Annotated in this window: 17 protein-coding genes; 6 read left to right on the top strand and 11 right to left on the bottom strand. The window is 67.7% G+C overall.

What is annotated here, in order from left to right; genetic code table 11:
* Positions 1-15: 15 nt before the first annotated feature.
* Positions 16-1,755 (top strand): N-acyl-D-amino-acid deacylase family protein, encoded by a 1,740-nt coding sequence (locus ON23_RS20810; RefSeq protein ID WP_039780200.1) that lies wholly within the window; start codon positions 16-18, stop codon positions 1,753-1,755.
* Between the two features lie 126 nt (positions 1,756-1,881).
* Here ON23_RS20810 and ON23_RS20805 read toward each other — a convergent pair whose 3' ends face one another.
* Together ON23_RS20805 and ON23_RS20800 are read right to left on the bottom strand one after the other, a co-directional pair.
* The gene (locus tag ON23_RS20805) at positions 1,882-3,171 is read right to left on the bottom strand and encodes an RNA polymerase sigma factor (protein WP_039780199.1); all 1,290 of its coding nucleotides are present in this window, start codon (positions 3,169-3,171) and stop codon (positions 1,882-1,884) included.
* 13 nt (positions 3,172-3,184) lie between these two features.
* Complete coding sequence (locus ON23_RS20800) at positions 3,185-3,601, bottom strand: YciI family protein (RefSeq protein WP_036504404.1); 417 nt, start codon at positions 3,599-3,601, stop codon at positions 3,185-3,187.
* A gap of 199 nt (positions 3,602-3,800) precedes the next feature.
* Between ON23_RS20800 and ON23_RS20795 the strand changes: the two genes are divergently transcribed.
* Positions 3,801-4,118: a type II toxin-antitoxin system Phd/YefM family antitoxin gene (locus ON23_RS20795; protein ID WP_157170255.1), complete on the top strand. Its 318-nt coding sequence runs from the start codon at positions 3,801-3,803 to the stop codon at positions 4,116-4,118.
* Positions 4,115-4,351: a PIN domain-containing protein gene (locus tag ON23_RS38870; protein WP_051042985.1), complete on the top strand. Its 237-nt coding sequence runs from the start codon at positions 4,115-4,117 to the stop codon at positions 4,349-4,351. The genes ON23_RS20795 and ON23_RS38870 overlap by 4 nt, the downstream gene beginning before the upstream one ends.
* Before the next feature lie 194 nt (positions 4,352-4,545).
* On the opposite strand, the gene ON23_RS20785 is transcribed toward ON23_RS38870, so the two are convergent.
* On the bottom strand, positions 4,546-5,055 hold the full coding sequence (locus ON23_RS20785) for an anthrone oxygenase family protein (protein WP_051042982.1): 510 nt from the start codon (positions 5,053-5,055) through the stop codon (positions 4,546-4,548).
* A gap of 115 nt (positions 5,056-5,170) precedes the next feature.
* Here ON23_RS20785 and ON23_RS20780 point away from each other — a divergent pair, with 115 nt between their 5' ends.
* Complete coding sequence (locus ON23_RS20780; protein WP_051042980.1) at positions 5,171-5,623, top strand: SRPBCC family protein; 453 nt, start codon at positions 5,171-5,173, stop codon at positions 5,621-5,623.
* Here the strand turns inward: ON23_RS20780 and ON23_RS20775 are convergent.
* The 6 genes from ON23_RS20775 to ON23_RS20750 all read right to left on the bottom strand — a co-directional run bounded on the left by ON23_RS20775 (position 5,607) and on the right by ON23_RS20750 (position 15,015).
* Positions 5,607-6,713 (bottom strand): NADH:flavin oxidoreductase, encoded by a 1,107-nt coding sequence (locus ON23_RS20775; RefSeq protein WP_083904128.1) that lies wholly within the window; start codon positions 6,711-6,713, stop codon positions 5,607-5,609. The two genes, ON23_RS20780 and ON23_RS20775, sit on opposite strands and share 17 nt — an antisense overlap.
* Before the next feature lie 86 nt (positions 6,714-6,799).
* Positions 6,800-7,759, bottom strand: coding sequence for an LLM class flavin-dependent oxidoreductase (locus ON23_RS20770; RefSeq protein ID WP_039780196.1), 960 nt, complete (start codon positions 7,757-7,759; stop codon positions 6,800-6,802).
* 58 nt (positions 7,760-7,817) lie between these two features.
* Entirely contained in the window at positions 7,818-8,555 is a 738-nt protein-coding gene (gene narI, locus ON23_RS20765) for a respiratory nitrate reductase subunit gamma (protein WP_039780195.1), read from the bottom strand.
* Positions 8,552-9,301, bottom strand: coding sequence for a nitrate reductase molybdenum cofactor assembly chaperone (gene narJ, locus ON23_RS20760; protein WP_083904127.1), 750 nt, complete (start codon positions 9,299-9,301; stop codon positions 8,552-8,554). Before narJ ends, narI begins: the two co-directional genes overlap by 4 nt.
* A 175-nt stretch (positions 9,302-9,476) precedes the next feature.
* The gene (gene narH, locus ON23_RS20755; RefSeq protein WP_039780194.1) at positions 9,477-11,180 is read right to left on the bottom strand and encodes a nitrate reductase subunit beta; all 1,704 of its coding nucleotides are present in this window, start codon (positions 11,178-11,180) and stop codon (positions 9,477-9,479) included.
* A gap of 1 nt (position 11,181) precedes the next feature.
* Positions 11,182-15,015 carry a nitrate reductase subunit alpha gene (locus tag ON23_RS20750; RefSeq protein ID WP_083904116.1) on the bottom strand — a complete coding sequence of 1,278 codons (3,834 nt, stop codon included), beginning with the start codon at positions 15,013-15,015 and terminating at the stop codon, positions 11,182-11,184.
* Positions 15,016-15,409: 394 nt separating this feature from the next.
* On the opposite strand from ON23_RS20750, the gene ON23_RS20745 reads away from it, so the two are divergent.
* Both ON23_RS20745 and ON23_RS20740 read left to right on the top strand, forming a co-directional pair.
* A complete protein-coding gene (locus tag ON23_RS20745) occupies positions 15,410-15,856 on the top strand; it encodes a hypothetical protein (RefSeq protein ID WP_039780254.1) in 447 nt (148 codons plus the stop codon).
* Positions 15,857-15,979: 123 nt separating this feature from the next.
* Positions 15,980-17,137 carry an FG-GAP repeat domain-containing protein gene (locus ON23_RS20740; RefSeq protein ID WP_083904115.1) on the top strand — a complete coding sequence of 386 codons (1,158 nt, stop codon included), beginning with the start codon at positions 15,980-15,982 and terminating at the stop codon, positions 17,135-17,137.
* An 11-nt stretch (positions 17,138-17,148) separates the two neighbouring features.
* On the opposite strand, the gene ON23_RS20735 is transcribed toward ON23_RS20740, so the two are convergent.
* Together ON23_RS20735 and ON23_RS20730 are read right to left on the bottom strand one after the other, a co-directional pair.
* Positions 17,149-19,446, bottom strand: a complete 2,298-nt coding sequence (locus ON23_RS20735; RefSeq protein ID WP_039780193.1) for an arylsulfatase — start codon at positions 19,444-19,446, stop codon at positions 17,149-17,151.
* Positions 19,447-19,564: 118 nt separating this feature from the next.
* Positions 19,565-20,657: molybdopterin molybdotransferase MoeA (locus ON23_RS20730; RefSeq protein WP_039780192.1), on the bottom strand; the 1,093-nt coding region annotated here is incomplete at its 5' end.

Here is a 20,657-nt window from a genome sequence, read left to right as displayed (position 1 = left end):
GAAAGAGGGACTGTCATGTACGACAGCATCATCAAGGGCGGTACCTGGTTCGACGGCACGGGCGCGCCGTCGGCGGTGCGCGACGTCGGCATCCGCGACGGGCGGGTGGCCGCCGTCTCGGCCGAACCCCTGGACGAGTCCGGCTGCGAAACCGTCGTCGACGCCACCGGCAAATGGGTGATCCCCGGCATGCTGGACATCCACACCCATTACGACGTGGAGGTCCTGCTGGACCCGTCGCTGTCGGAATCGGTGCGCCACGGCGTCACGACCGTGCTGCTCGGCTCCTGTTCGCTGTCGACCGTGCACGTCGGCGCCGAAACCGCCGGCGACCTGTTCGGCCGGGTGGAAGCCATCCCGCGCGGACATGTGATCGACGCCGTCGGCGATGTGAAGACCTGGCGCAACGCCCACGAATACGCCGCGGCGCTGGATGCCTCGCCGCTGGGGCCGAATGTGGCCACATTCCTGGGACATTCGGATATCCGTGCCGCGGAGATGGGCTTGGACCGTGCTACCCGCACCGAGGTGAAGCCTACTGCCGGCGAGCTGACCGCCATGCGCCGGCATCTGGACGAGGCTCTCGACGCCGGCTTCGTCGGCATGTCCTCGCAGCAGTTGATGTTCGACAAACTCGACGGCGAGACCTGCCGCTCCCGCACCCTGCCCTCCACCTACGCCACGATGCGCGAACGGCACCAGCTCAACGCGATCCTGCGGACGCGGCCGCGGGCTCTGCAGGGCGGGCCGGATGTGGCGCGACCGCAGAGTTTGGTGGCGATGGCGCTGTCGAGTCTGGGAATCGGGCAGCCGTCGCTCAAGGTGAGTCTGCTCTCGGCGGCCGACATCAAGGCGATTCCCCTGGTGGCGCACGTATTTCCGGCTTTGGCGCGGGCCGTCAACGCCTTCGGCGGCGATTTCCGCTTCCAGCATCTGCCGGTGCCGTTCGAGGTGTACGCCGACGGTATCGATCTGGTGGTGTTCGAGGAATTCGGTTCCGGCGCAGCGGCATTGCATCTGTCGAATCAGCTGGACGAGCGCCACCGGATGTTGCAGAGCGAAAGCTATCGCCGCCAGTTCCGCAAGGATTACGACCGCAAGTTCGGGCCCCGAGTGTGGCATCGCGACTTCTTCGACGCCGAGATCGTGGAATGTCCCGACAACTCGGTCGTCGGCAAGACCTTCGGTCAGGTCGGCGTGGAACGCGGGGGAGTGCATCCGGTCGACGCGTTCCTCGATCTGGTGGTGGAGTACGGGCCCAAGGTGCGCTGGCGCACCACGATATCCAACCACCGGCCACGCGTGCTGGATCGCTTCGCCGCCGACCCCGGCATGCAGCTGGGTTTCTCCGACGCCGGTGCGCACCTGCGCAATATGGCCTTCTACAACTTCGGGCTGCGGCTGCTGCGCCGGGTGCGCGATGCCGAGCTGGCGGGCCGCCCGTTCATGTCGGTGGAACACGCGGTGCACCGGCTCACCGGAGAATTGGCCGACTGGTACGGGCTCGACGCGGGACATCTGCGCGTCGGAGACCGCGCCGACGCGGTGGTGATCGACCCGGCCCGGCTGGATGCGGGCCTCGAGCGCTACACCGAACAGACGATGCCCTGCTTCGGCAATCTGTCGCGCATGGTCAATCGCAACGACGACACGGTGAACGCCGTATTCGTGGGCGGCCGTTACGTTTTCGGCAACGGTGCGGCCGCGCCGATGCTGGGGTCGCAGCGCACCGGGCGCTTTCTCGCCGTCGCCTGACCCGGTCGGCCGACGGAACGCCGGGGTTCGCTTCAGCGATACCGGTATCGCCAATCGCGATTGCACCGGTGAGGCGAGCGCCGGACGTGTCGGATGTCCACCCGGATGCGGGTGGTGGGCCGGCGTTCAGCCGAGGTGGTCGAGCTTGCGGTGCAGAACGGCTCGCTCGCGGTCGTTGCCGCACAGCCGCACCGCCAGCTCCCACTCCTCGCGGGCTTCGCCCGTGCGGCCCAGGCGGGCGAGCAGTTCGCCCCGAACCGTCGGCAGCAGTTGGGAATTCGGCAACGCGCCCTCGGCGCGGAGACCGTCCACGATCGCGAGTCCGGCGTCCGGGCCCTTCGCCATCGCGACCGCGACCGCGCGGTTCAGCTCGACCACCGGTGACGGGGCCAGGCGGCCCAGCGCTTCGTACAGGCTCACCACGCGGTCCCAGTCGGTGTCGGCGACCGAATCGGCGACGGCATGGCATTCGGCGATCGCGGCCTGCACGCCGTAGTAGCCCAGCCCGCGGCCGACCTGTCCGGCGCGGGTGAGGGCGGCGCGGCCGCGCCGGATCGCCGCACGGTCCCAGCGTCGCCGGTCCTGATGCTCCAGCAGCACCGGCTCACCATCGGGGCCCGTGCGTGCCGGGAAGCGAGCCGCGGTCAGCTCGAGCAGCGCCAGCAGTCCGTACCCCTCTGGTTCGTCCGGCACCAGGTGGGACAGCACCCGGGCCAGCCGCTGGGCTTCCCCGGCCAGATCGAAGCGGATCAGTTCGGAGCCCGAACTCGCCGACGAACCTTCGGTGAAGATCAGGTAGATCACACTGAGCACCGAGCTCAGCCGGGCAGCACGCGCACCCGCCTCCGGCACCTCGAACGGAATATGTTCCGCGGCAAGCGTTTTCTTCGCCCGGGTGATCCGCGCCTGAACCGTCGCGGCCGGAACGAGAAACGCTCTGGCGATTTCGTCGCTGGTGAGACCGCCGACCACACGCAGCGTCAATGCCACCCGGGCCTCCCGGGAGAGCACCGGATGACATGCCGTGAAGATCAGCGCCAGCACGTCGTCGTCGATGCGATCGGGATCCCACAGCGGTTCCGCTCCCGAACGCGTCGGATCCGCACCGGGCCCGCCGGTCAGCACACCGCCCTCACCCAGGTCGCGGGCGAGGGCGGCGTAGCGATCGTCGAGAGCCGACCGGCGGCGGAACGTGTCGATCGCGCGCCGCCGCCCCACCGTGAGCAACCAACCGGCCGGATTGTGCGGTGTCCCCTCCCGCGGCCAGGTGACCAGCGCCTCGGCCAGCGCTTCCTGCGCCAGATCTTCGGCGAGGGCGAAATCGCCGGTGTAGCGGGCCAGCGCGCCGACGATGCGCGCGGATTCGATCCGCCACACCGCGGCGACCGCTTCGCGTCCGGTGGGATCGGCCGTCATCCGGATGTTCCGTTCAGAGTTGCCCGGTGGCCTCGCGCCACGCCCGCTCCTTCTGAATCCAGACGTTGTCCTGCGGAAATTCGTCGATCGTGGGCACTCGCCGGATCTCGGTCTTGCACCCCTTGACGATGACCGGCATCCGCTTCGCCCACTCGACCGCCTCCTCCTTCGAGGCCACGTTGAGCAGGTAGAACCCGCCGAACAGTTCCTTCGTCTCGCCGTACGGACCGTCGGTGACGACCGGGGTTTCCCCGTCGTAATCGACCACCACACTCTCGGCGGGGTCGAGCCCCTCCGCGGCGAGCAGCACGCCCGCCCGGATCAACTCGTCGTTGAACTTGCCCATCGTCTCCAGCATGGTGCCGAAATCGACCTCGCCCATGCTCGCGTAGGCCTCGTCCGTGGCGCGCATGATCAGCATGTACTTCATGGTGTGTCTCCTTCGTCTCGCGGATCCCTCCGGACCCTCTCACCCCTAGGTCGAACGACAACCACTATGGATCGACGCGGCAGCCAAAATTTTCCGAAAGTTTTTTCCCGCCCGCATTATCGCAGGTAGACGTGGATTCTAAGCGATGCTCTGCCGCTATTCGATGGTCGGCCACCTGGTCAGAATGTACAGTTTGTACATGGCTGAGTCAGCGTCCGAGCGTCCCGCCCACATCCCCACGCTCTCCTTCACCGAGGCGCGGGCGCGGTTCACCGAAATCGTCGGCCGCGCCGAATACGCCAAAGTCCCGACGGTCATCACCAAACGCGGTCGTGACGTGGCGGTGGTCATGCCGATCGAAGCGTTGGCGTACCTGCTGGCCCGCCTGCCCGGTGACACCGGGCGTAAGACGATCGCGGAGACGGTCGAGCGGCTGGCGGAGATCGGCGCCGACACCGGTCTGACCCACGATCAGATCATCGACGCTGTTCGGGAAGTGCGCGAGGACGACGAGTGATCGTCCTGGACACGAGTGCTCTCATCGAACTTCTCACCGACGAACGGGGTTTGCGTCGCGAGGTTGCCGCTCGGCTCATCGCCGAGGAGCGCGCCGGTGAAAAGCCCTATGCTCCAGCACTGATCGATGCGGAGGCGGCCAAAGTTCTTCGGCGGCTTGCTCGCAAGGCGCTTCCCGAAGACCGTGCGACCGAAGCTATCGACGAGCTGGCCGCAATGGACCTGGTCCGCTGACCTTCGACCATCTGCTGCCCCGCATCTGGGAGTTGCGCCACAATATGTATCCGTTCGACGCGGTGTACGCGGCGCTCGCCGAAGATCTCGGGGCCGCGTTGGTTACTACCGATACGAAGTTCGAGCCGGTCGCAGCGAGCGGGATGATCAGGTGCCGCGTAGAGACGCTCGGTATGCCCGCCCGCTGAAGGGCCCTACCCCTTGTTGGTGGTGCGCAGGGCCCAGGCGAGGACGCCGAGGGCGCCGGTGTTGGCGAGGGCTCGCAGGATGTTGAGGGTGATCCAGGGGCCTTCGAAGTGGTGGCGCAGGGTGGCGAAATCGCCGGAGGAGGTGTCGGCGAGCTGGTTGTTCAGCGGGACGTTGCCGCCCGAGGTGATGAGGAAACTGATCACGTTGAGGGCCAGGGCGAGCAGCACCCACCACAGCACGGTGCGCTGATCGGTGCGCCAGTACAGCACGGCGGCCAGGCCGGTGAACGCGACCGAACCGAGGAAGCTGAGCATGAAGACCGGGTTGACGATGACGGTGTTGATCCGGTTCATCACATCCACGAAGGTGCGGTCGTCGAGTTGGCGCAGGGCCAGCATCACCGAGCCGGCGTAGGCGTAGAAGACGCCGGCCAGCAGGCCGGTGGTGACGGTCGCGCCGATCAGGGAGCCGGTCGCGAAGCCGGAGGTGGTCGAGGTGGCGGTGGTCGCTGTCATGCACTCAGTACACCGGGAAACGGTGAGCGTTCCCATGGTCCGGACGCTCGCTCACATACGCGAGCGTCCACGGGTTCGGGTTCCCGGTGGACCCGTGCCCGGGTAGCGTCGATCCATGGCCACCATCCGCCACGAGATCGCGATCGACGCACCGCCGCAGCATATCTGGGACGTACTGCGGGATATCGGCGCCGTGCACGAGCGCCTGCTACCCGGCCGGGTCGCCGATACCACCCTCGACGGCGAGCACCGCATCCTGACCTTCCCCGACGGCCACAGGATCCGCGAACGCATCGTCAGCGTCGACGACGATCTGCGCCGCCTGGCCTACAGCGTGATCGAGGGTGCGCGTCCGGCCCTCACCCATCACCACGCGTCTTTCGAAGTGCGCGAGACGGATTCACGCACCGGACGATTGATCTGGACCACCGATCTGCTCCCGGACGAACGCGCCTCCGAAGTCCGGATCCGGATCGAGTACGGCGCCGCGGAGATGAAACGAGCCATCGAAGCGGCAGCGGTCCGGGGAGCGTCGCCGGGAGCGGCCGGGGTCAGCGGAACGGTGTGATGTCGGCGAGTCGCCCGGCCCGCATCTTGTTCACCCATTCCGGGTCGGCGAGCAGTGCCCGGCCCAGCGCGACGACATCGAATTCGCCGCGGTCGAACTGCTCGCGCAGCAGGGTGAAGCGCTGCGCCTGCGTTTCGTCGATGGTGTCGCCGCGGAAGACGCTGTCCACACCGACCGAACCGACGGTGATCACCGGCAGCCCTGTGATCTTCTTGGTCCAGCCGGCCAGGCTGAGATCGTCGGCGGCGTCGGTGAATTCGGGCAGCCAGTGCCGGCGCAGCGAGGTGTGGAAGATGTCGACACCCGCCGCCACGAGCGGGGTCAGCAATTCTTCGAGTTCCGCCGGGCTCTCGGCGATGCGCGCGCTGTAGTCGACGCCCTTCCACTGCGAGAAGCGGTAGATGATCGGGAAATCCGGGCCGACGGCTGCCCGCACGGCAGCGACCACCCGAGCCGGGAAGGCGGCGCGCCGCCGGAGGGAGCCGCCGTAGTCGTCGTCACGGTGATTGGTTGCGGCCCAGAAGAATTGATCGAGCAGATAGCCGTGCGCGCCGTGCAGTTCGATGCCGTCGAATCCCAATTCCCGCGCCAGGAGCGCGGACTCCACGTACGAGTCGACGAGTGTGTCCAGGTCGCCGGTCGTCAGCGCACGTCCCACCGGCGCTCCGGTGAAGTCCACTCCGGAGGGGCTCACCGTCGGCGTCTCCGGCTCGAAGCCGGGTTCGTTCCCGCGATCGACGCCGGTATGCCACAGTTGCGGCACGATGGCCGCGCCTTCGGCGTGTACGGCCTCGACCACCGCCCGCCACCCGGCCGCACTCTCGTCGCCGTAGAACCGCGGCACCTTCCCGATGGGCCCGGCCGCCGGCCCCCGCACGTAGGTCCCCTCGGTGATGATCAGACCGACGCCTCCGGCCGCATGTTCGCGGTAGTACTCGATATTCTCCGCGTTCGGAATACCGTCGGGCGACTTCGCCCGCGTCATCGGAGCCATGGCGAACCGGTTTCGCAACCGCAACGATCCCGCGTGAAATTCGGCGAACAATTCGTCCAGGCGAATCCCCGGCTCATCGACCAAACCCTGTGACATGCGCCACATTCCCTTCCGATTCGACAACTAGGCCCTCGGATCCCGCCAACAACGGCGGCGCGACGGGAATTCCGGAGGACAACTGCTCAGTGGGCGGCGGCGTCCAGGGTCGGGCGGATGATTTCGTCGGCGATCCAGTGGGCGACGCCGTCCGGGTACGGGGCGGGCGGGTTGAGGACCAGGTGGATGAAACCGGCGTCGATCAGTTCGAGCAGCGTCTCGCGGATGCGGCCGGGGTCGTCGTAGGAGATGGGCAACTGCGCCGAACAGGTGATGTGTGCGGGATCGCGGCCGATCGCCGCGCAGTGGTCGTCCAGTGCCCGGCTGTGCTCGCGGAGGGTGTCGACGCCGGTCAGCGGGGGGCCGATCACGTTCCAGAGATCGGCGTGGGCGGCCACGATCGGCAGCGTCGACGCGCCCGCACCGGCGAGCAGAATCGGCGGGTGGGGCCGCTGGACGGGTTTCGGATCGCATTGGGCGCCGGTGAGGGGGAAGTGTTCGCCCGGGAAGTCGAACACCTCCTCGGTCCACATCCGCCGGATCAGGACGCATGCCTCACCCAAACTGCTCACCGCATCGCGCCAGGTGCCGACCGGAATGCCGTACGCCGCGTATTCGGGCGCCACCATCGTCGCGAAGCGGGGATCGTTGCGCGGGAACCCGCCGACGCCGATCCCGAAATCCAGGCGCCCACCCGAGATCACGTCGACGGTGGCGGCCATCTTCGCCAGCAGTGCCGGATGCCGAATCCGGTTGTTGGACACCAGCAATCCGAGCCGCAGTCGTCGCGTCTGTGCCGCCAGCGCCGCCAGCAGCGTCCAGCCCTCGAGGACCGGGCCCGCCGACCGGCTCCCCGTCGAATCGCCGCCGTCGTGTCCGGGCAGACCGACCGCCGCCCGCGGCAGCAGGTGATCGTACAACCAGGCGTGCTCGATCTCGGGTATGTCGTCGGCCTCCAGCCACACCCGCAGGATGTCCGCGTAGCCGATGTGCGCGGGTGTCGTCTTGATGCCGAAACTCGGTGCGGGCCCGACGGAACCGTTCATACCGCCGAAGCTAGTCCGTGGAGTGCGCTCCAGGTCAAGGGCCTGCGGAACGGCCGGATCAGCGCGACGGCGGCAGGACCGGGCTCTGCCAGGCCCGGGCGTACTTCTTCTTGTTCGCCAGATCGGCAGGTTTGCTGCGGTACACCACGTACGGGCGCACCAGATAGCCGACGGGGGCGCTGAACATGTGGACCAGCCGCGTGTAGGGCCAGACGGCGATGAGCGTCAGCACGATGAGCCCGTGCGCCTGAAAGGTCCAGGGGGTGCCGACCATCAGGTCCGGCTGTGGATGCGCCGTGAAAAGGCTTCGGAACCAGGGAGATACGGTCTCGCGATAGTTGTACGTGCCCCACAGCAGATTGCTGCCGACGGTATTGAGCAGCCCGGTGATCAGCGCGGCGGCGAGCAGCACGTACATGAACGTGTCGTTGGTGGTGGTCGCCCTGCGCACGGCCGGGACACGCACACGGCGATAGGCGAGGATCGCGATACCGGCGATCACCGCGACGCCGGCCACCGTGCCCGCGGAGACGGCGACCACGTGATAGAGGTGTTCGGAGATGCCGACGGCATCGGTCCAGGACTCCGGAATCAACACGCCCAGCACATGTCCGCCGATCACACCGAGCATGCCGAAGTGGAACAGCGGGCTGCCCAGGCGCAGTAGCCGGGATTCGTAGATCTGCGAAGACCGTGTGGTCCAGCCGAATTGGTCGTTGCGATAGCGCCAGAGGTGGCCCAGCACGAACGAGGTGAAGGCGATGTAGGGCAGGGTCGCCCAGACGGTGGATGTCATCGTCGATCTCCGGATCCGGCGAAAAGCCCTGCGATGGCGGAGGTTCCGGCGGCGGGCGGCGAGTACAGGTCGGGATTCATGGCCGGATGCATCGACTCGCCGTTCATCGAATACGGTTCCAGCCCGACGTCCTCGTCCGGCGGTCCCTGCGCGGCTAGTTCCGCGATCCGGCGGCGATCCGCGGTGGTGGGCGGGGGCAGGGTGGCGAGGACGGCGGCCAGGGCGCCGGCATACGGCGATTCGCTGTCGGTGAGCGAGAGCCGCAACATCTCCAGCACCGGCACGTGTTCGCCGAGCAGGCGTTCACCGCCGATCGGGTCGACGGTGGCGGCGAACTCCAGCAATACCGGAAGATGGTCGGGCAGTTCGCGATCCGACAACTCCGCCCCGGCGTGCCGATAGGCGTGCTTGAACCGCAGCAGCGCCATACCGCGCTTGCGGGTGTCGCCGTAGGCGTAATAGGTCAGATGCAGGCTGGCACGCCGGCGCAGGTCGAAGGTGTCGACATAGTCGCGCGCCAGGGTGAGCGGAGCGGTGCGGGACAGATGGGTGAGCGGCCGGAGGAGATCGGTGCGCACCGGCTCCGGGAGGGCGGCCGCCGCCTCGGAGAGGTCGGCGAGGATGGCCAGGGTGTCCGCCCCGGGGTAGTCGAGCACGAGTGCCGCGATACGCCAGACCAGCCGGCGATCACGGTCGGACATCTCGACCACGGGTGCGGTCCGGCGTCTCAGGGTCAATAATCCCACGGTCACATCCCTCGTCGGCCGGGTCGCCCGCCCGGACACGCGTGTATGGACAGCGTGCGGCGGTGGTGCCCGGACGACGCGGCGCCGGCGGAGCGGCCGGTCGTGCGCGGCTCGTGGGGCCCGGGCTCCTCGGTGCGCCTGTTCGCCGGGCTCGATAGGGGACAGGGTAAGGACCTCATCGGCTCACTCCGGTCGGTTCGGGCAGCGTGTCGTCGGCCACGTCGTGTGCAGGACCGCCGGCGTGCCCGTTCGTCTCCGAATGCCCGTTGGCGGCACCGGTGCCGTCGCGTTCCGGCACCAGCCCCTCGGTCGACCCGCCGTCCCAGTTCAGCAGGTTGATTCGCGACGACTTCTGCTCCGGCGCAGCGGAATTGGCGTCGACGAGCGCGAACTTCTCCGACGTCACATCGAAGGCCGTCATTCCCGGCCCGCCGTCGCCGTCCAGACTGCACCCCGTCGCCAGTGAATCCAGTTCGTGCGCCCGGGATGTCGCGCCCGACGGAATCACGTACCGGTGCTCGTATTTGGCGATGGCCAGCAGCCGGTACATCGCCTCGATCTCCTCCGGTTCCAGGCCCACCGCGCCGGGAATCGTCAGATCGGGTTCCTGGCCGAGGTTGATCGAGCGCATGAACGACCGCATTCCGGCCAGCCGCTGCAATGCCGCGCGCACCGGCCCGATATCCCCGGCGGTGAACAGTTCGGCCAGATATTCCACCGGGATCCGCAGCGAATCGATGGCGCCGAACAGATTTCCGGCATCCTCACCGTCGTGCCCGGTCTCGGCCAGCACGTCCACCACCGGTGACAGCGGCGGCACGTACCAGACCATCGGCATGGTCCGGTATTCCGGATGCAGCGGCAACGCGATCTTGTAGTCGACGATGAGCTTGTAGACCGGTGAATCCTGCGCCGCGGCAATCCATTCCGGTGATATACCGGCGCGTTCGGCCTCGGTGATCACCCGTGGGTCGTGCGGATTGAGGAATACGGCCAGCTGCGACGGATACAGCTGCTCCGGATCGGTGACCGAGGCCGCCTCCAGTACCGCGTCGGCGTCGTAGAGCATGACGCCGATGTAGCGCAGTCGCCCCACACACGTCTCCGAGCAGACGGTCGGGATACCGACCTCGACGCGCGGATAGCAGAACGTGCATTTCTCGGCCTTGCCGGTCTTGTGGTTGAAGTAGATCTTCTTGTAGGGGCAGCCGGTGATGCACTGCCGCCAGCCACGGCATTTGTCCTGGTCGACCAGCACGATGCCGTCCTCGGCGCGCTTGTAGATCGCACCCGAGGGACAGGAGGCGCCGCAGGACGGGTTGAGGCAGTGTTCGCAGATGCGCGGCAGATAGAACATGAAGGTCTGCTCGAACTCGAGTTTGACCTGGTCCGACAGCCGCGCCAGCAACGGGTCCCGGCCGACCTGTTCCGGTCCGGAGCCGAGGTCGTCATCCCAGTTCGCGCCCCAGGTGACCTTTGTATCCTCGCCGGTGATCAGCGATTTGGGCCGCGCCACCGGAGTGGTGTCCATGGCCGGCGCCGACAGCAGCGTGTCGTAGTCGTAGCTCCAGGGATCGTAGTAGTCCGACACCGTCGGCAGATCCGGATTGGCGAAGATGTTGAGCAACCGCTTCATGCGCGACCCGGACTTCAGGGTGAGGCGGCCGCGGCGGTTCAGCGTCCAGCCGCCCTTCCACTTCTCCTGATCCTGGTACTGCCGCGGATACCCCTGTCCCGGACGGGTTTCCACATTGTTGAACCAGACGTACTCGGTGCCGCCCCGATTGGTCCAGGCCTGTTTGCAGGTGACGCTGCAGGTGTGGCAGCCGATGCACTTGTCCAGGTTCATCACCATGGCCAGCTGTGCCATGACACGCATATCAGTACTCCACTTCCTGTGAGCGTCTCCGGATCGTGGTGACCTCGTCACGCTGATTTCCGGTGGGCCCGTGGTAGTTCAGGGCGAACGACTGCTGGGCGTATCCGCCGATCAGATGCGTGGGCTTGATCATGATCCGGGTGAGCGCATTGTGGATGCCGCCGCGTTTGCCCCGGCCCGCCCGCATATCCGGGGTGCCCTCGATACGCGGTACGTCGACCGCACGGTCCTGGGCGTGATACATGAAGACGGTGCCCTCGGGCATGCGGTGGCTGACGATCGCCCGGGCGACGACCACACCGTTACGGTTGACCGCCTCGATCCAATCATTGTCGGCCACACCGATTTTCGCCGCGTCGCGATCCGACATCCAGATCGCCTGCCCGCCCCGCGAGAGGGTCAGCATATGCAGATTGTCCTGATACGCGGAGTGGATGGACCACTTCGAATGCGGAGTGAGGTATCGGACGGTGACGCCCCGCTCGCCGACGGCCCCCACATCGGGTTCGCGGAACAGCACCGACATGTCGAGCGGCGGCCGGAAGATCGGCAGTTGTTCGCCCAGTTCGATCATCCAGTCGTGATCGAGATAGAAGTGCTGGCGTCCGGTGAGCGTATGCCAGGGCTTGAGCCGTTCGGTGTTGATGGTGAACGGCGAGTACCGCCGGCCGCCGGTTTCGGATCCGGACCATTCCGGTGAGGTGATCACCGGCACCGGCCGCGCCTGCGTATCGGCGAAGGTGATCCGTTTACCTTCGTGCTCGGCCGCCAGATCCGCCAGCCGGGTCCCGGTGCGGCGCTCCAGTGCGTGGAAGCCCTCCACCGCCAACCGGCCGTTGGTGGTGCCGGACAGCGCCAGGACGGCCTCCGCCGCGTGCACGTCCTTGGCCAGCGACGGGCGGCCCCGCGCGACGCCGGAGACCACGGTGCCGTTGACTCCGCGCAGATACTCGACCTCGGCGTCGGGGACGGTCGTGACGCCCTTGGTGGTGACTCCGAGCGTTTCGATCAGCGGGCCCAGTGCCGCCATCTTCTCGGCCAGCTTCGGGTAGTCCCGTTCCACCACGACGAGTTTCGGCATGGTGCGGCCCGGGACGGGTTCGCATTCACCGGCTTTCCAGTCCAGCACCCGCCCACGCGCCTGCGCCAGCGCGTCGGCCGAATCATGTTGCAGCGGAACGGCGACCAGATCCTTGCGGACGCCGAGATGTTTCTCGGCCAGCCAGGAGAAGCCGCGCGCGATGCGGTGGAAGGCTTCGAAATCGGTTTTCGCCTCCCACGGCGGAGAGATCGCGGGGGAGAAGGCGTGCACGAACGGATGCATATCCGTCGAGGACAGATCGTGTTTCTCGTACCAGGTGGCGGCGGGCAGGACGATATCGGAGAACAGCGTGGTCGACGTCATCCGGAAATCCAGCGACACCAGCAGATCCAGTTTTCCGGTCGGCGCCTGTTCCGGCCGGCGCACCTCCTGCGGTGGCACCCCGGCCGAATCGTCGGCCTGCAGATTGGAATCCGCGCCGAGCAGATGCCGGTGGAAGTACTCGTTGCCCTTACCCGAGGAGCCGAGCAGATTGGCCCGCCACACGGTGAGCACGCGGGGGAAGTTCCGCGGTGCGTCGGGATCCTCACAGGCGAACTCGAGATCACCGGATTTCAGGTTGCCGACCACATAGTCCTGCGGCGTCTGCCCCGCTGCCTCGGCGGCGTCGACCAGATCCAGCGGATTGCGATCGAACGTCGGATACGTCGGCATCCAGCCGAGCCGCGAGGCCAGCGCGATATTGTCGGCGGCCGTGCGTCCCGCGAACGCGCCGGAACCCAGTGGGGAAGCGAAGGTTTCGGAGGTGAAGGGGTCGTAGCGCCACTGGTCGTTGGTCAGATACCAGAACACCGTCCCCTGCATCTGCCGCGGCGACCGCTGCCAGTCCAGGCCGAAGGCGAGGGTGGACCATCCGGTGACCGGGCGGCACTTCTCCTGGCCCACGTAGTGCGCCCAGCCGCCGCCGTTGACGCCCTGGCAGCCGGTGAGCAGCGTGAGCGTGAAGAAGGCGCGATAGATCTGATCGGAGTGGAACCAGTGATTGGTCCCGGCGCCCATGAGGATCATCGACCGGCCGCCGGAGCGATCGGCGTTGTCGGCGAATTCGCGGGCGATGCGAATGGCCTGTGCCGCAGGCACTCCCGTGATCGACTCCTGCCACGCGGGAGTGTAGGGCGCACTCGGGTCGTCGTAGCCGGTGGGCCAGTCACCCGCCAGATCCGGGCGCCCGACGCCGTATTGCGCGAGCAGCAGGTCGAAGACGGTCGTGACGCGGCGTCCGGCGACGACGGTGGTCGGCACCGAGCGGGTGACCGTGCCGGTCTCGCCGTCGAAGCGAGGGAACTGTACGGCCGCAGCATCGTCGGTGCGGCCGTACAGAGTCATCAGCGGATCGACGTCGCCGAGGTCCAGATTCCATCGCCCGGCGCCGGATTCGGAGAACCGGTCGCCGAGGGTTCCGTTGGGCACCACGGGATTTCCGTCGCCGTCCAGCAGGACGGTCTTGTGCTCGGCGTTGTCCACATCGAAACCGGGGAGGCCCGCGGCGGCGAGGTCGGCGGCGGTGAGGAACTTTCCGGGCAGCCAGGTGTGGCCGCGGTATTCGCCCTCGCCGCTCCAGCCGCCGTCGCGCTCGTCCAGCGTGATCAGGAACGGCAGATCGGTGTAGCGCTTGATGTAGTCGTCGAATCGCGCGGTGGACCTGTCGACGAAGAATTCGCGCAGCACCACGTGGCCCATCGCCATCGCCAGGGCGGCGTCGGTGCCCGGGCGGGCGGGGACCCATTCGTCGGCGAATTTGGTGTTGTCGGCGTAGTCGGGGGAGACCACCACCACCTTTTGACCGCGATAGCGCGCCTCGGTCATGTAGTGCGCGTCCGGGGTGCGGGTGACCGGGACGTTCGAACCCCACATGATCAGATAGCCGGCGTCGAACCAGTCCGCGGATTCCGGCACGTCGGTCTGGTCGCCGAACACCTGCGGCGAGGCGACCGGCAGGTCGGCGTACCAGTCGTAGAACGACAGCATCGATCCGCCGAGCAGGGAGATGAACCGGGCGCCGACCGCATGCGAGACCATCGACATCGCGGGGATCGGCGAGAAACCCGCGATGCGGTCCGGCCCGTACCGCTTGATGGTGTAAACGTGTGCCGCGGCGGCGATTTCGGCGGCCTCCCACCATTCCGCCCGCACGAATCCGCCCTTGCCGCGCGCGGATTTGTAGGTCTTGGCCTGCTCGGGGTCCTCGACGATGGATTCCCAGGCCAGCACGGGATCCTTCAACCGGGCCTTCGCCTCGCGGTACATCTCGAGCAGCACGCCGCGCACATACGGATAACGCACGCGCGCAGGGGAATACGTGTACCAGGAGAACGAGGCGCCGCGCGGGCAGCCACGCGGCTCGTACTCCGGTTTGTCGGCGCCGACCGAGGGATAGTCGGTCTGCTGCGACTCCCAGGTGATCACGCCGTCGGAGACGTAGATCTTCCAGGAGCAGGAGCCGGTGCAGTTGACGCCGTGCGTGGACCGGACCACCTTGTCGTGGGCCCAGCGGTCGCGGTAGAACTCGTCGGCCTCGCGCCCGCCGACCTTGTGCACCGTGCGCAGATCACCCGACACCTCCCCGCGCTGGAAGTAGCGGCCCACCTTCAGCAGAGCATCGGCCGCCGACTCGGCTACGCCGTTCGACACCGCGGCTACGCCGTTCGACACCGCGGGTACGCCGTTCGGCGTTGACGAGGGGGCCGAACCCTTTTCGTGCGATATGACCACAACGCCCCCATCGAGACACATGAACCGGGCTGACCAGTCCGAGAGTAAGGACGCTCGCGGGGGCGGCAAAACGATCCGTTCACACCGCGCGCGAGCCGCCGGTGAGCTGTGAGGTGGGGGAAACGTCCCGGTCACTGGGCAATTGCCCATCGCGCGAGGTGATTCCGGTCCGACCTGCGGCGATACCGATTCTCGCGGTGCCGGGCCGTCGCCGCGGAGCCGCCGTCCAGGCGCTCGGTGATGCTTTGGAAACCGGCGCTTCGCGGGCGTTTTACATTTGTTAACACATCCGCGCGGCGCCGAATCGAGTCGAAAGGATAGCGGCGCACGGTCGAAAGTGACGGCGATTACCGATTTTCGGCGCTGTTTGCCGAACGGTCGCACCGCCCGCCCGGCACGTGGCTACGGTGTCACGATGGCGATGATTCCGACCGATGACCTGCCCACCCCGACGGCTGACGTCCTACGGCGCCGGGCGCGCGCAGCCGGTCTCTCCATGAACGCCCATATCCGCGGCGAACTGATCGGGCTCGCCGGTCGGCGGATTCCGCTGGACGCTGTGGTGGAGTTTCTGGATGCCGAGCGTCCCGGCCGTCACGATTCCGCCATCGACGCCGACGCCATGGCCGTGATCGGTGACTACGACCTTCCGGCGCAGACCTGGAGCGTTCTCGCGCGTCGCGCGGGCGCCGCCGGAATGCCACTGAGCGCCTACATCCGGCAGGAGCTGATCACCTCGGCCCGCCGGACGACGGTGAACGACGTGGCGTTGGAGATGCTCGAAGTCCAGCAGGCGAATCCGGGTCTGGTCATCGATATGGACGCGGTGGTGGCCGCGGCTCGATACGTGCGCGCGGAGTAGGTCTCCTCCGCGACGAGCGATGCCGAGGAGGTTCTCGTCGAAAGGATCGAGGGGTAGCCGGAGCGATGCCGCCAAGGGCGGGAAGACCATAGGCTGCCCCCGAATCCAACAACAGGAGAACCGATGTCGCGCTCTCTTTCCGTTGTCAGCGTTCTCGCGCCGCTGGCACTGGCCGCTCACGCGGTGGTCGCAGGCACTGTGGCGCATGCGGAACCGGTACCGCCGAATCCGACGGGGCCGGCGGTACCGGCGATCGCCGATATCGACGCCGACGGTGTGCCGGATGTGGTTTTCAGTGATTACCTTCTCGGCGGGGGTGTGTCGGTCTTCCTGGGCAAGCCGGGAGGTGGCTTGCGGCCGGCCGTGCACTATGCCACCGGCGGCCAAGCCGACTACGTCGCCATCACGGACCTCGACCACGACGGCACACTGGATCTGGCCGTCACGAACTTCGCCTCGAGTGACGTCTCCATCCTGCTGGGCCACGGCGACGGCACCTTCGCGCCGGCGGTCAACTATGCCACCGACTTCGCGCCGGGCGCCTTGGTCGCCGCCGATTTCGATCATGACGGAAACCTCGATCTCGCCACCTCGAACCAAGCGCCGTCGTGGTCGCTGCTGCGCGGGCACGGCGACGGCACCTTTGCGCCCGCGGTGACCATATCCACCGCCGGTGGTGTCGGATCCGGTTCGGCCGACGTCGCCGATTTCGACGGTGACGGCAATCTCGACCTGCTGCGCGGCAACTACGTCAACAGCACGATCCAGATCTACCGAGGTCACGGGGACGGAACCTTCGCCGCGCCGGTCACTTTCGATTCGGGGGCAGCGACCGCGTGGTACGGGATGGCGCGCGATGTCACCGGTGACGGCAAACCGGATATCTTGTTCTCCAACCTCGTCAACGCGACCGTCTCGGTCCTCCCGAACCGGGGCGACGGCACGTTCTCGCCGGCCGTCGCCTACCCGACCGGTGGACTGCTGCCGCAATGCTTCGACGTCGCCGACGTCGACGGTGACGGCAAACCCGACCTGGTCGTCGCCAACGGCGGTACCTCGAGCATCGCCGTCCTGCACGGGCACGGCGACGGCACCTTCGACCCGCCGGCAGCCGTCTACCCGTCCGGCGGTCTGGTCCCGCTGTCCACGCCGGCACTCGCCGACTTCAACGGTGACGGGAAACTCGACGTGGTCATCGGCAACACCCTCACGGGCAACATCACACTGCGAGACGGCAACGGGGACGGCACTTTCGGGCCGGCGGTCGATTATCCGGCGTAATCCTGGCCACGCTATTCGGCCACGAGTTCCGCCTCCGACTCCACCGCCCGCACCACCTGCTCCGGTACCTGCAGCGGCCCCGGGGTGTAGGTGACGGCACGCAGTGACCCGGTGTAGCGGAACGGGCCGCGGCGCTGTCGCAGGTCCCAGGCGACCGGGCCGCGGGCGTCCACGCCGACCGAGATACCGGTCCAGGGGGCCATGCCGACGAGTTGAACCTGGTCGGTGAGGGTGGCCACGGAGGTGCCGTCGAGGGAGAGAGCGAAGTCCCAGCGCAGGCGCGGCCGTACCGTCGCGGCCAGGGTGACCTCCCGCGTGCCGGGGGCGATGCGGGCCGACACCTCGGTATACCGGCCGAACGAGTTGAAGCCGAACACGATTCGGCTGTGCTCGATGTAGAGCAGATAGCCTCCCTGCGGATCGCCGTGGGCGACGAGCACTCCCTCGTCGCCGTCGTGATAGCCCGCGAGTGCGGCGGTGACGGTGAAATCGCGGTAGGCGATGAGGCGTTGCGAGCGATACCGCTCGAGCGTCGGCGTCCCGGGCAGGATGCGCAACGGCTCGGACAGGCGGGCTTCCTCGGGGCGCCGGCGCGCCAGATCCCGGCGGGTCAGCAGCGGAAAGACGGTATTATGCCAGGCCGCCTCGTCCCAGGCCGCGGCCAGTTCGCGCACCTTGCCGGGAAATTCGGCGGCGACATCGTGCAATTCGGTGGGGTCGGTGCGCACGTCGAACAGCTGCCAGTTCGGCGCGTCCACTTCGCCGCCCGGCTCGTGCAACGCGAGCAGTTTCCAGCCGTCCCGGTAGAAGCCGCGATGGCCGGTCATCTCCGAATACTGCTCGACGTGCCGGGAGCGCGCATCGAGGTCCCGCAGCACCGGTGCCGCCGATACGCCGTCGAAATCCTTGGCCGGCAGTCCGTGTCGCACCGACGGACGCGAGACTCCGGACAGTTCCAGCAGGGTCGGCGCCAAGTCGGTGACGTACACGTATTCGTCACGAATCGCGTTGTCCGGCAGTCCCTTCGGCCAGGAGATGATGAACGGCACCCGCACCCCGCCGGCGAAGGTCTGTCCCTTGTAGAACCGGAACGGCGTGTTCGACGCTTGCCCCCAGCCGCGCGGATAGTGCACGCCGAGACGGGCGGTGCCGATCAGATCCTCGTCGTGCGGGACATCGCCCACCCAGTCCGGATCGTCGACGTGCGCGAATTCCGCCAGATAGCTGCGGGTGCCGACCGGGCCGCCCTCGGCGGTGCCGCCGTTGTCGGAGGTGAACACCACGATCGTGTTGTCCAGTTCGTCGAACTGCTCGACGGTGTCGAGCACACGCCCGAGGCTCTGGTCGATGCTGTCGACCATCGCGGCGTACACCTCCATGTACCGGGCGAAGCGGCGCTGCTGCTCGGTGCTCAGCGAATCCCATTCCTGCGCTTCGTAACCCGGTTCGGTGTTGCGCGGCTGCTGCTCGGTTCCCGGCGCGAAGAGTCCCTGTGCCAGCTGAGAGGCGAATCGGCTCTGCCGCACCGCGTCCCAGCCCTGCGCGTAGCGCCCGCGATATTTCGCGAGGTCGGCGTCCTTGGCCTGCAGCGGGCCGTGCATGGCGACGTGGGCGAAGTAGAGGAAGAACGGCTTGTCCGCGTCGTGGGCGCGCAGATCCTTCAGGTAGGTGATCGCCTTGTCGGTCAGGTCGTCGGTGACGTAGTAGTCCTCCGGATACTGCTCGATATCCACCACGGAGGAGTCGGAGACGATCTGGTTCGGGTAGAAGAACGAGTTGAAACCCTCCAGCGAACCGTAGTACCGATCGAATCCGCGCTGTGTCGGCCACGAATCACGGTGTGCCGCAGGGTTCATCGTGGCGTCGCGCACCAGATGCCATTTGCCGACCGCGTAGGTGGCGTAGCCGCCGGCCCGCAATATCTCCGGCAGGGTCAGCACATCGTCGGCGAGTTCCAGGCGCAGCCCCGGGTAGCCGGGATCGGCGTTGGCGACGAAGCCGAATCCGGCGCGGTGGGAATTGAGGCCGGTCAGCAGGGCCGCGCGTGAGGGCGAGCACAGCGGGGTGGTGTGGTAGTTGGTGAGCCGGACCCCGCGTTCGGCCAGCCGGTTCAAGGTCGGCGTCTCGATTTCGGAGCCGAACGGGCCGATATCGCTGTAGCCCATATCGTCGACCAGCACCACGATGATGTTCGGCGCTCCGGCGGGCGCGCTCGGCGGACGGTCCCACGCCGGGGTGGATTCGGCGGTGGTACGGCCGATCTCGCCGGTGAAGGCGTCGTATCCGCGGGCATATTCGGGCACTGGCATACGACCAGGGAACCCGCCGCGGCCTGCTGCCACCAGGGTTGGGCGCACGGTGCGCGCAACCGGTGTCGGCCGGGCGCGGAGGTCGGCCGAATTCGAGGTCCGCCCGGTCGTCGCGGTGTCAGCCCGGCAGCGGTAGATATTCGACCAGCGCGCCGTCGGTGGCGTCGGGGGGAACGACGACCAGGCCATCGCGATCGAGCAGTCCGGCCAGGTGGGCGGTGCGGATATGCCCGTCGGCGGTCCAGCCGCCCTCGTCCGCGGCACGCGCGGGCAGGATGCGCGGCACCGGGCCGGAGACGTCGCCGGCGTTGCGAAGTGGTCCGGTCCGTACCCGCGCCGGTGTACGCCCCGTGAGGCCGGAGACGATGGCCGGGGCGAGGGCCCACAGCGTCGCCACCGCCGCGTAGGGATTACCCGGCAGGCCGAGAATCACGGGGCCGCCGGGCAATTCGGCGACCACCGTGGAGCCGCCCGGACGCATGCGCAAGCGGTGCACCAGAATTCGTGCCCCGGCCCGATCCAGTGCGCCGCGCAGTTGATCGGCCGCGCCGCCACCGGTCGCGCCGACCACGACGAGCAGGTGGTCGTCGGTGGTATCGGCGAGCACGTCGTCGAAGCCGTTGGGCGTGTCGCGCAGATGCACCCGGTCCGACGATTCGATTCCGTGCCAGGACAACAACTCCGGGAAGACGGGACCGACCGAATCGCGGGTCTGGCCGCTGTGCAACGGACCTTCGCTGCGAATTTCGTCGCCGGTCATGACGATTCGTGCCCGCACGGGTCCGCGGACCTGCGCGGTGACCACCTCGGCGGCGGTCGCGACGGAGATCAGTGCCGCGGTGACGGGGGTGCCCTCGGCGGCGACGATATCGCCGCTGTGCCAATCCTCGCCCCGGTGGCGCACATCGTCGCGGATCGGCGCCTCGGGGAGCCGCCGCAACAGCCCGTCGTCGAGCCGGACGAATTCGTCGCGCACCACGGTGTCGGTGCCCTCCGGGACGTGGGCGCCGGTGGCGATGCGGACCGCCTCACCGGCGAGCAGGCCCACCGGTCGCTCACCACCCGCGAAGCCGACGTCGTGGCGCAGGCGCCACGGTTGCTCACCCGACACCGCGTATCCGTCCATCGCCGACACGTCGAAGCGGGGCAGCGCCGAGGCCGCGCGCAGCGGGGCCGCCAACGCCGCACCCCGCACCGCCGCCGGCCGGGCC

Origin of the sequence: Nocardia cerradoensis NBRC 101014 (assembly GCF_000308535.1) — a bacterium.
Classification (GTDB): Bacteria; Actinomycetota; Actinomycetes; order Mycobacteriales; family Mycobacteriaceae; genus Nocardia; species Nocardia cerradoensis.
The sequence above is the reverse complement of the archived record's forward strand: the minus strand, read 5'-3'. Positions and strand labels throughout refer to the sequence as shown.

Coding starts and splice junctions, on each gene's coding strand:
- ON23_RS20810 (WP_039780200.1), top strand. CDS start 16: ATGTACGACAGCATCATCAAGGGCGGTACCTGGTTCGACGGCACGGGC.
- ON23_RS20805 (WP_039780199.1), bottom strand. CDS start 3,171: ATGACGGCCGATCCCACCGGACGCGAAGCGGTCGCCGCGGTGTGGCGG.
- ON23_RS20800 (WP_036504404.1), bottom strand. CDS start 3,601: ATGAAGTACATGCTGATCATGCGCGCCACGGACGAGGCCTACGCGAGC.
- ON23_RS20795 (WP_157170255.1), top strand. CDS start 3,801: ATGGCTGAGTCAGCGTCCGAGCGTCCCGCCCACATCCCCACGCTCTCC.
- ON23_RS20785 (WP_051042982.1), bottom strand. CDS start 5,055: ATGACAGCGACCACCGCCACCTCGACCACCTCCGGCTTCGCGACCGGC.
- ON23_RS20780 (WP_051042980.1), top strand. CDS start 5,171: ATGGCCACCATCCGCCACGAGATCGCGATCGACGCACCGCCGCAGCAT.
- ON23_RS20775 (WP_083904128.1), bottom strand. CDS start 6,713: ATGTCACAGGGTTTGGTCGATGAGCCGGGGATTCGCCTGGACGAATTG.
- ON23_RS20770 (WP_039780196.1), bottom strand. CDS start 7,759: ATGAACGGTTCCGTCGGGCCCGCACCGAGTTTCGGCATCAAGACGACA.
- narI (WP_039780195.1), bottom strand. CDS start 8,555: ATGACATCCACCGTCTGGGCGACCCTGCCCTACATCGCCTTCACCTCG.
- narH (WP_039780194.1), bottom strand. CDS start 11,180: ATGCGTGTCATGGCACAGCTGGCCATGGTGATGAACCTGGACAAGTGC.
- ON23_RS20750 (WP_083904116.1), bottom strand. CDS start 15,015: ATGTGTCTCGATGGGGGCGTTGTGGTCATATCGCACGAAAAGGGTTCG.
- ON23_RS20745 (WP_039780254.1), top strand. CDS start 15,410: ATGGCGATGATTCCGACCGATGACCTGCCCACCCCGACGGCTGACGTC.
- ON23_RS20740 (WP_083904115.1), top strand. CDS start 15,980: ATGTCGCGCTCTCTTTCCGTTGTCAGCGTTCTCGCGCCGCTGGCACTG.
- ON23_RS20735 (WP_039780193.1), bottom strand. CDS start 19,446: ATGCCAGTGCCCGAATATGCCCGCGGATACGACGCCTTCACCGGCGAG.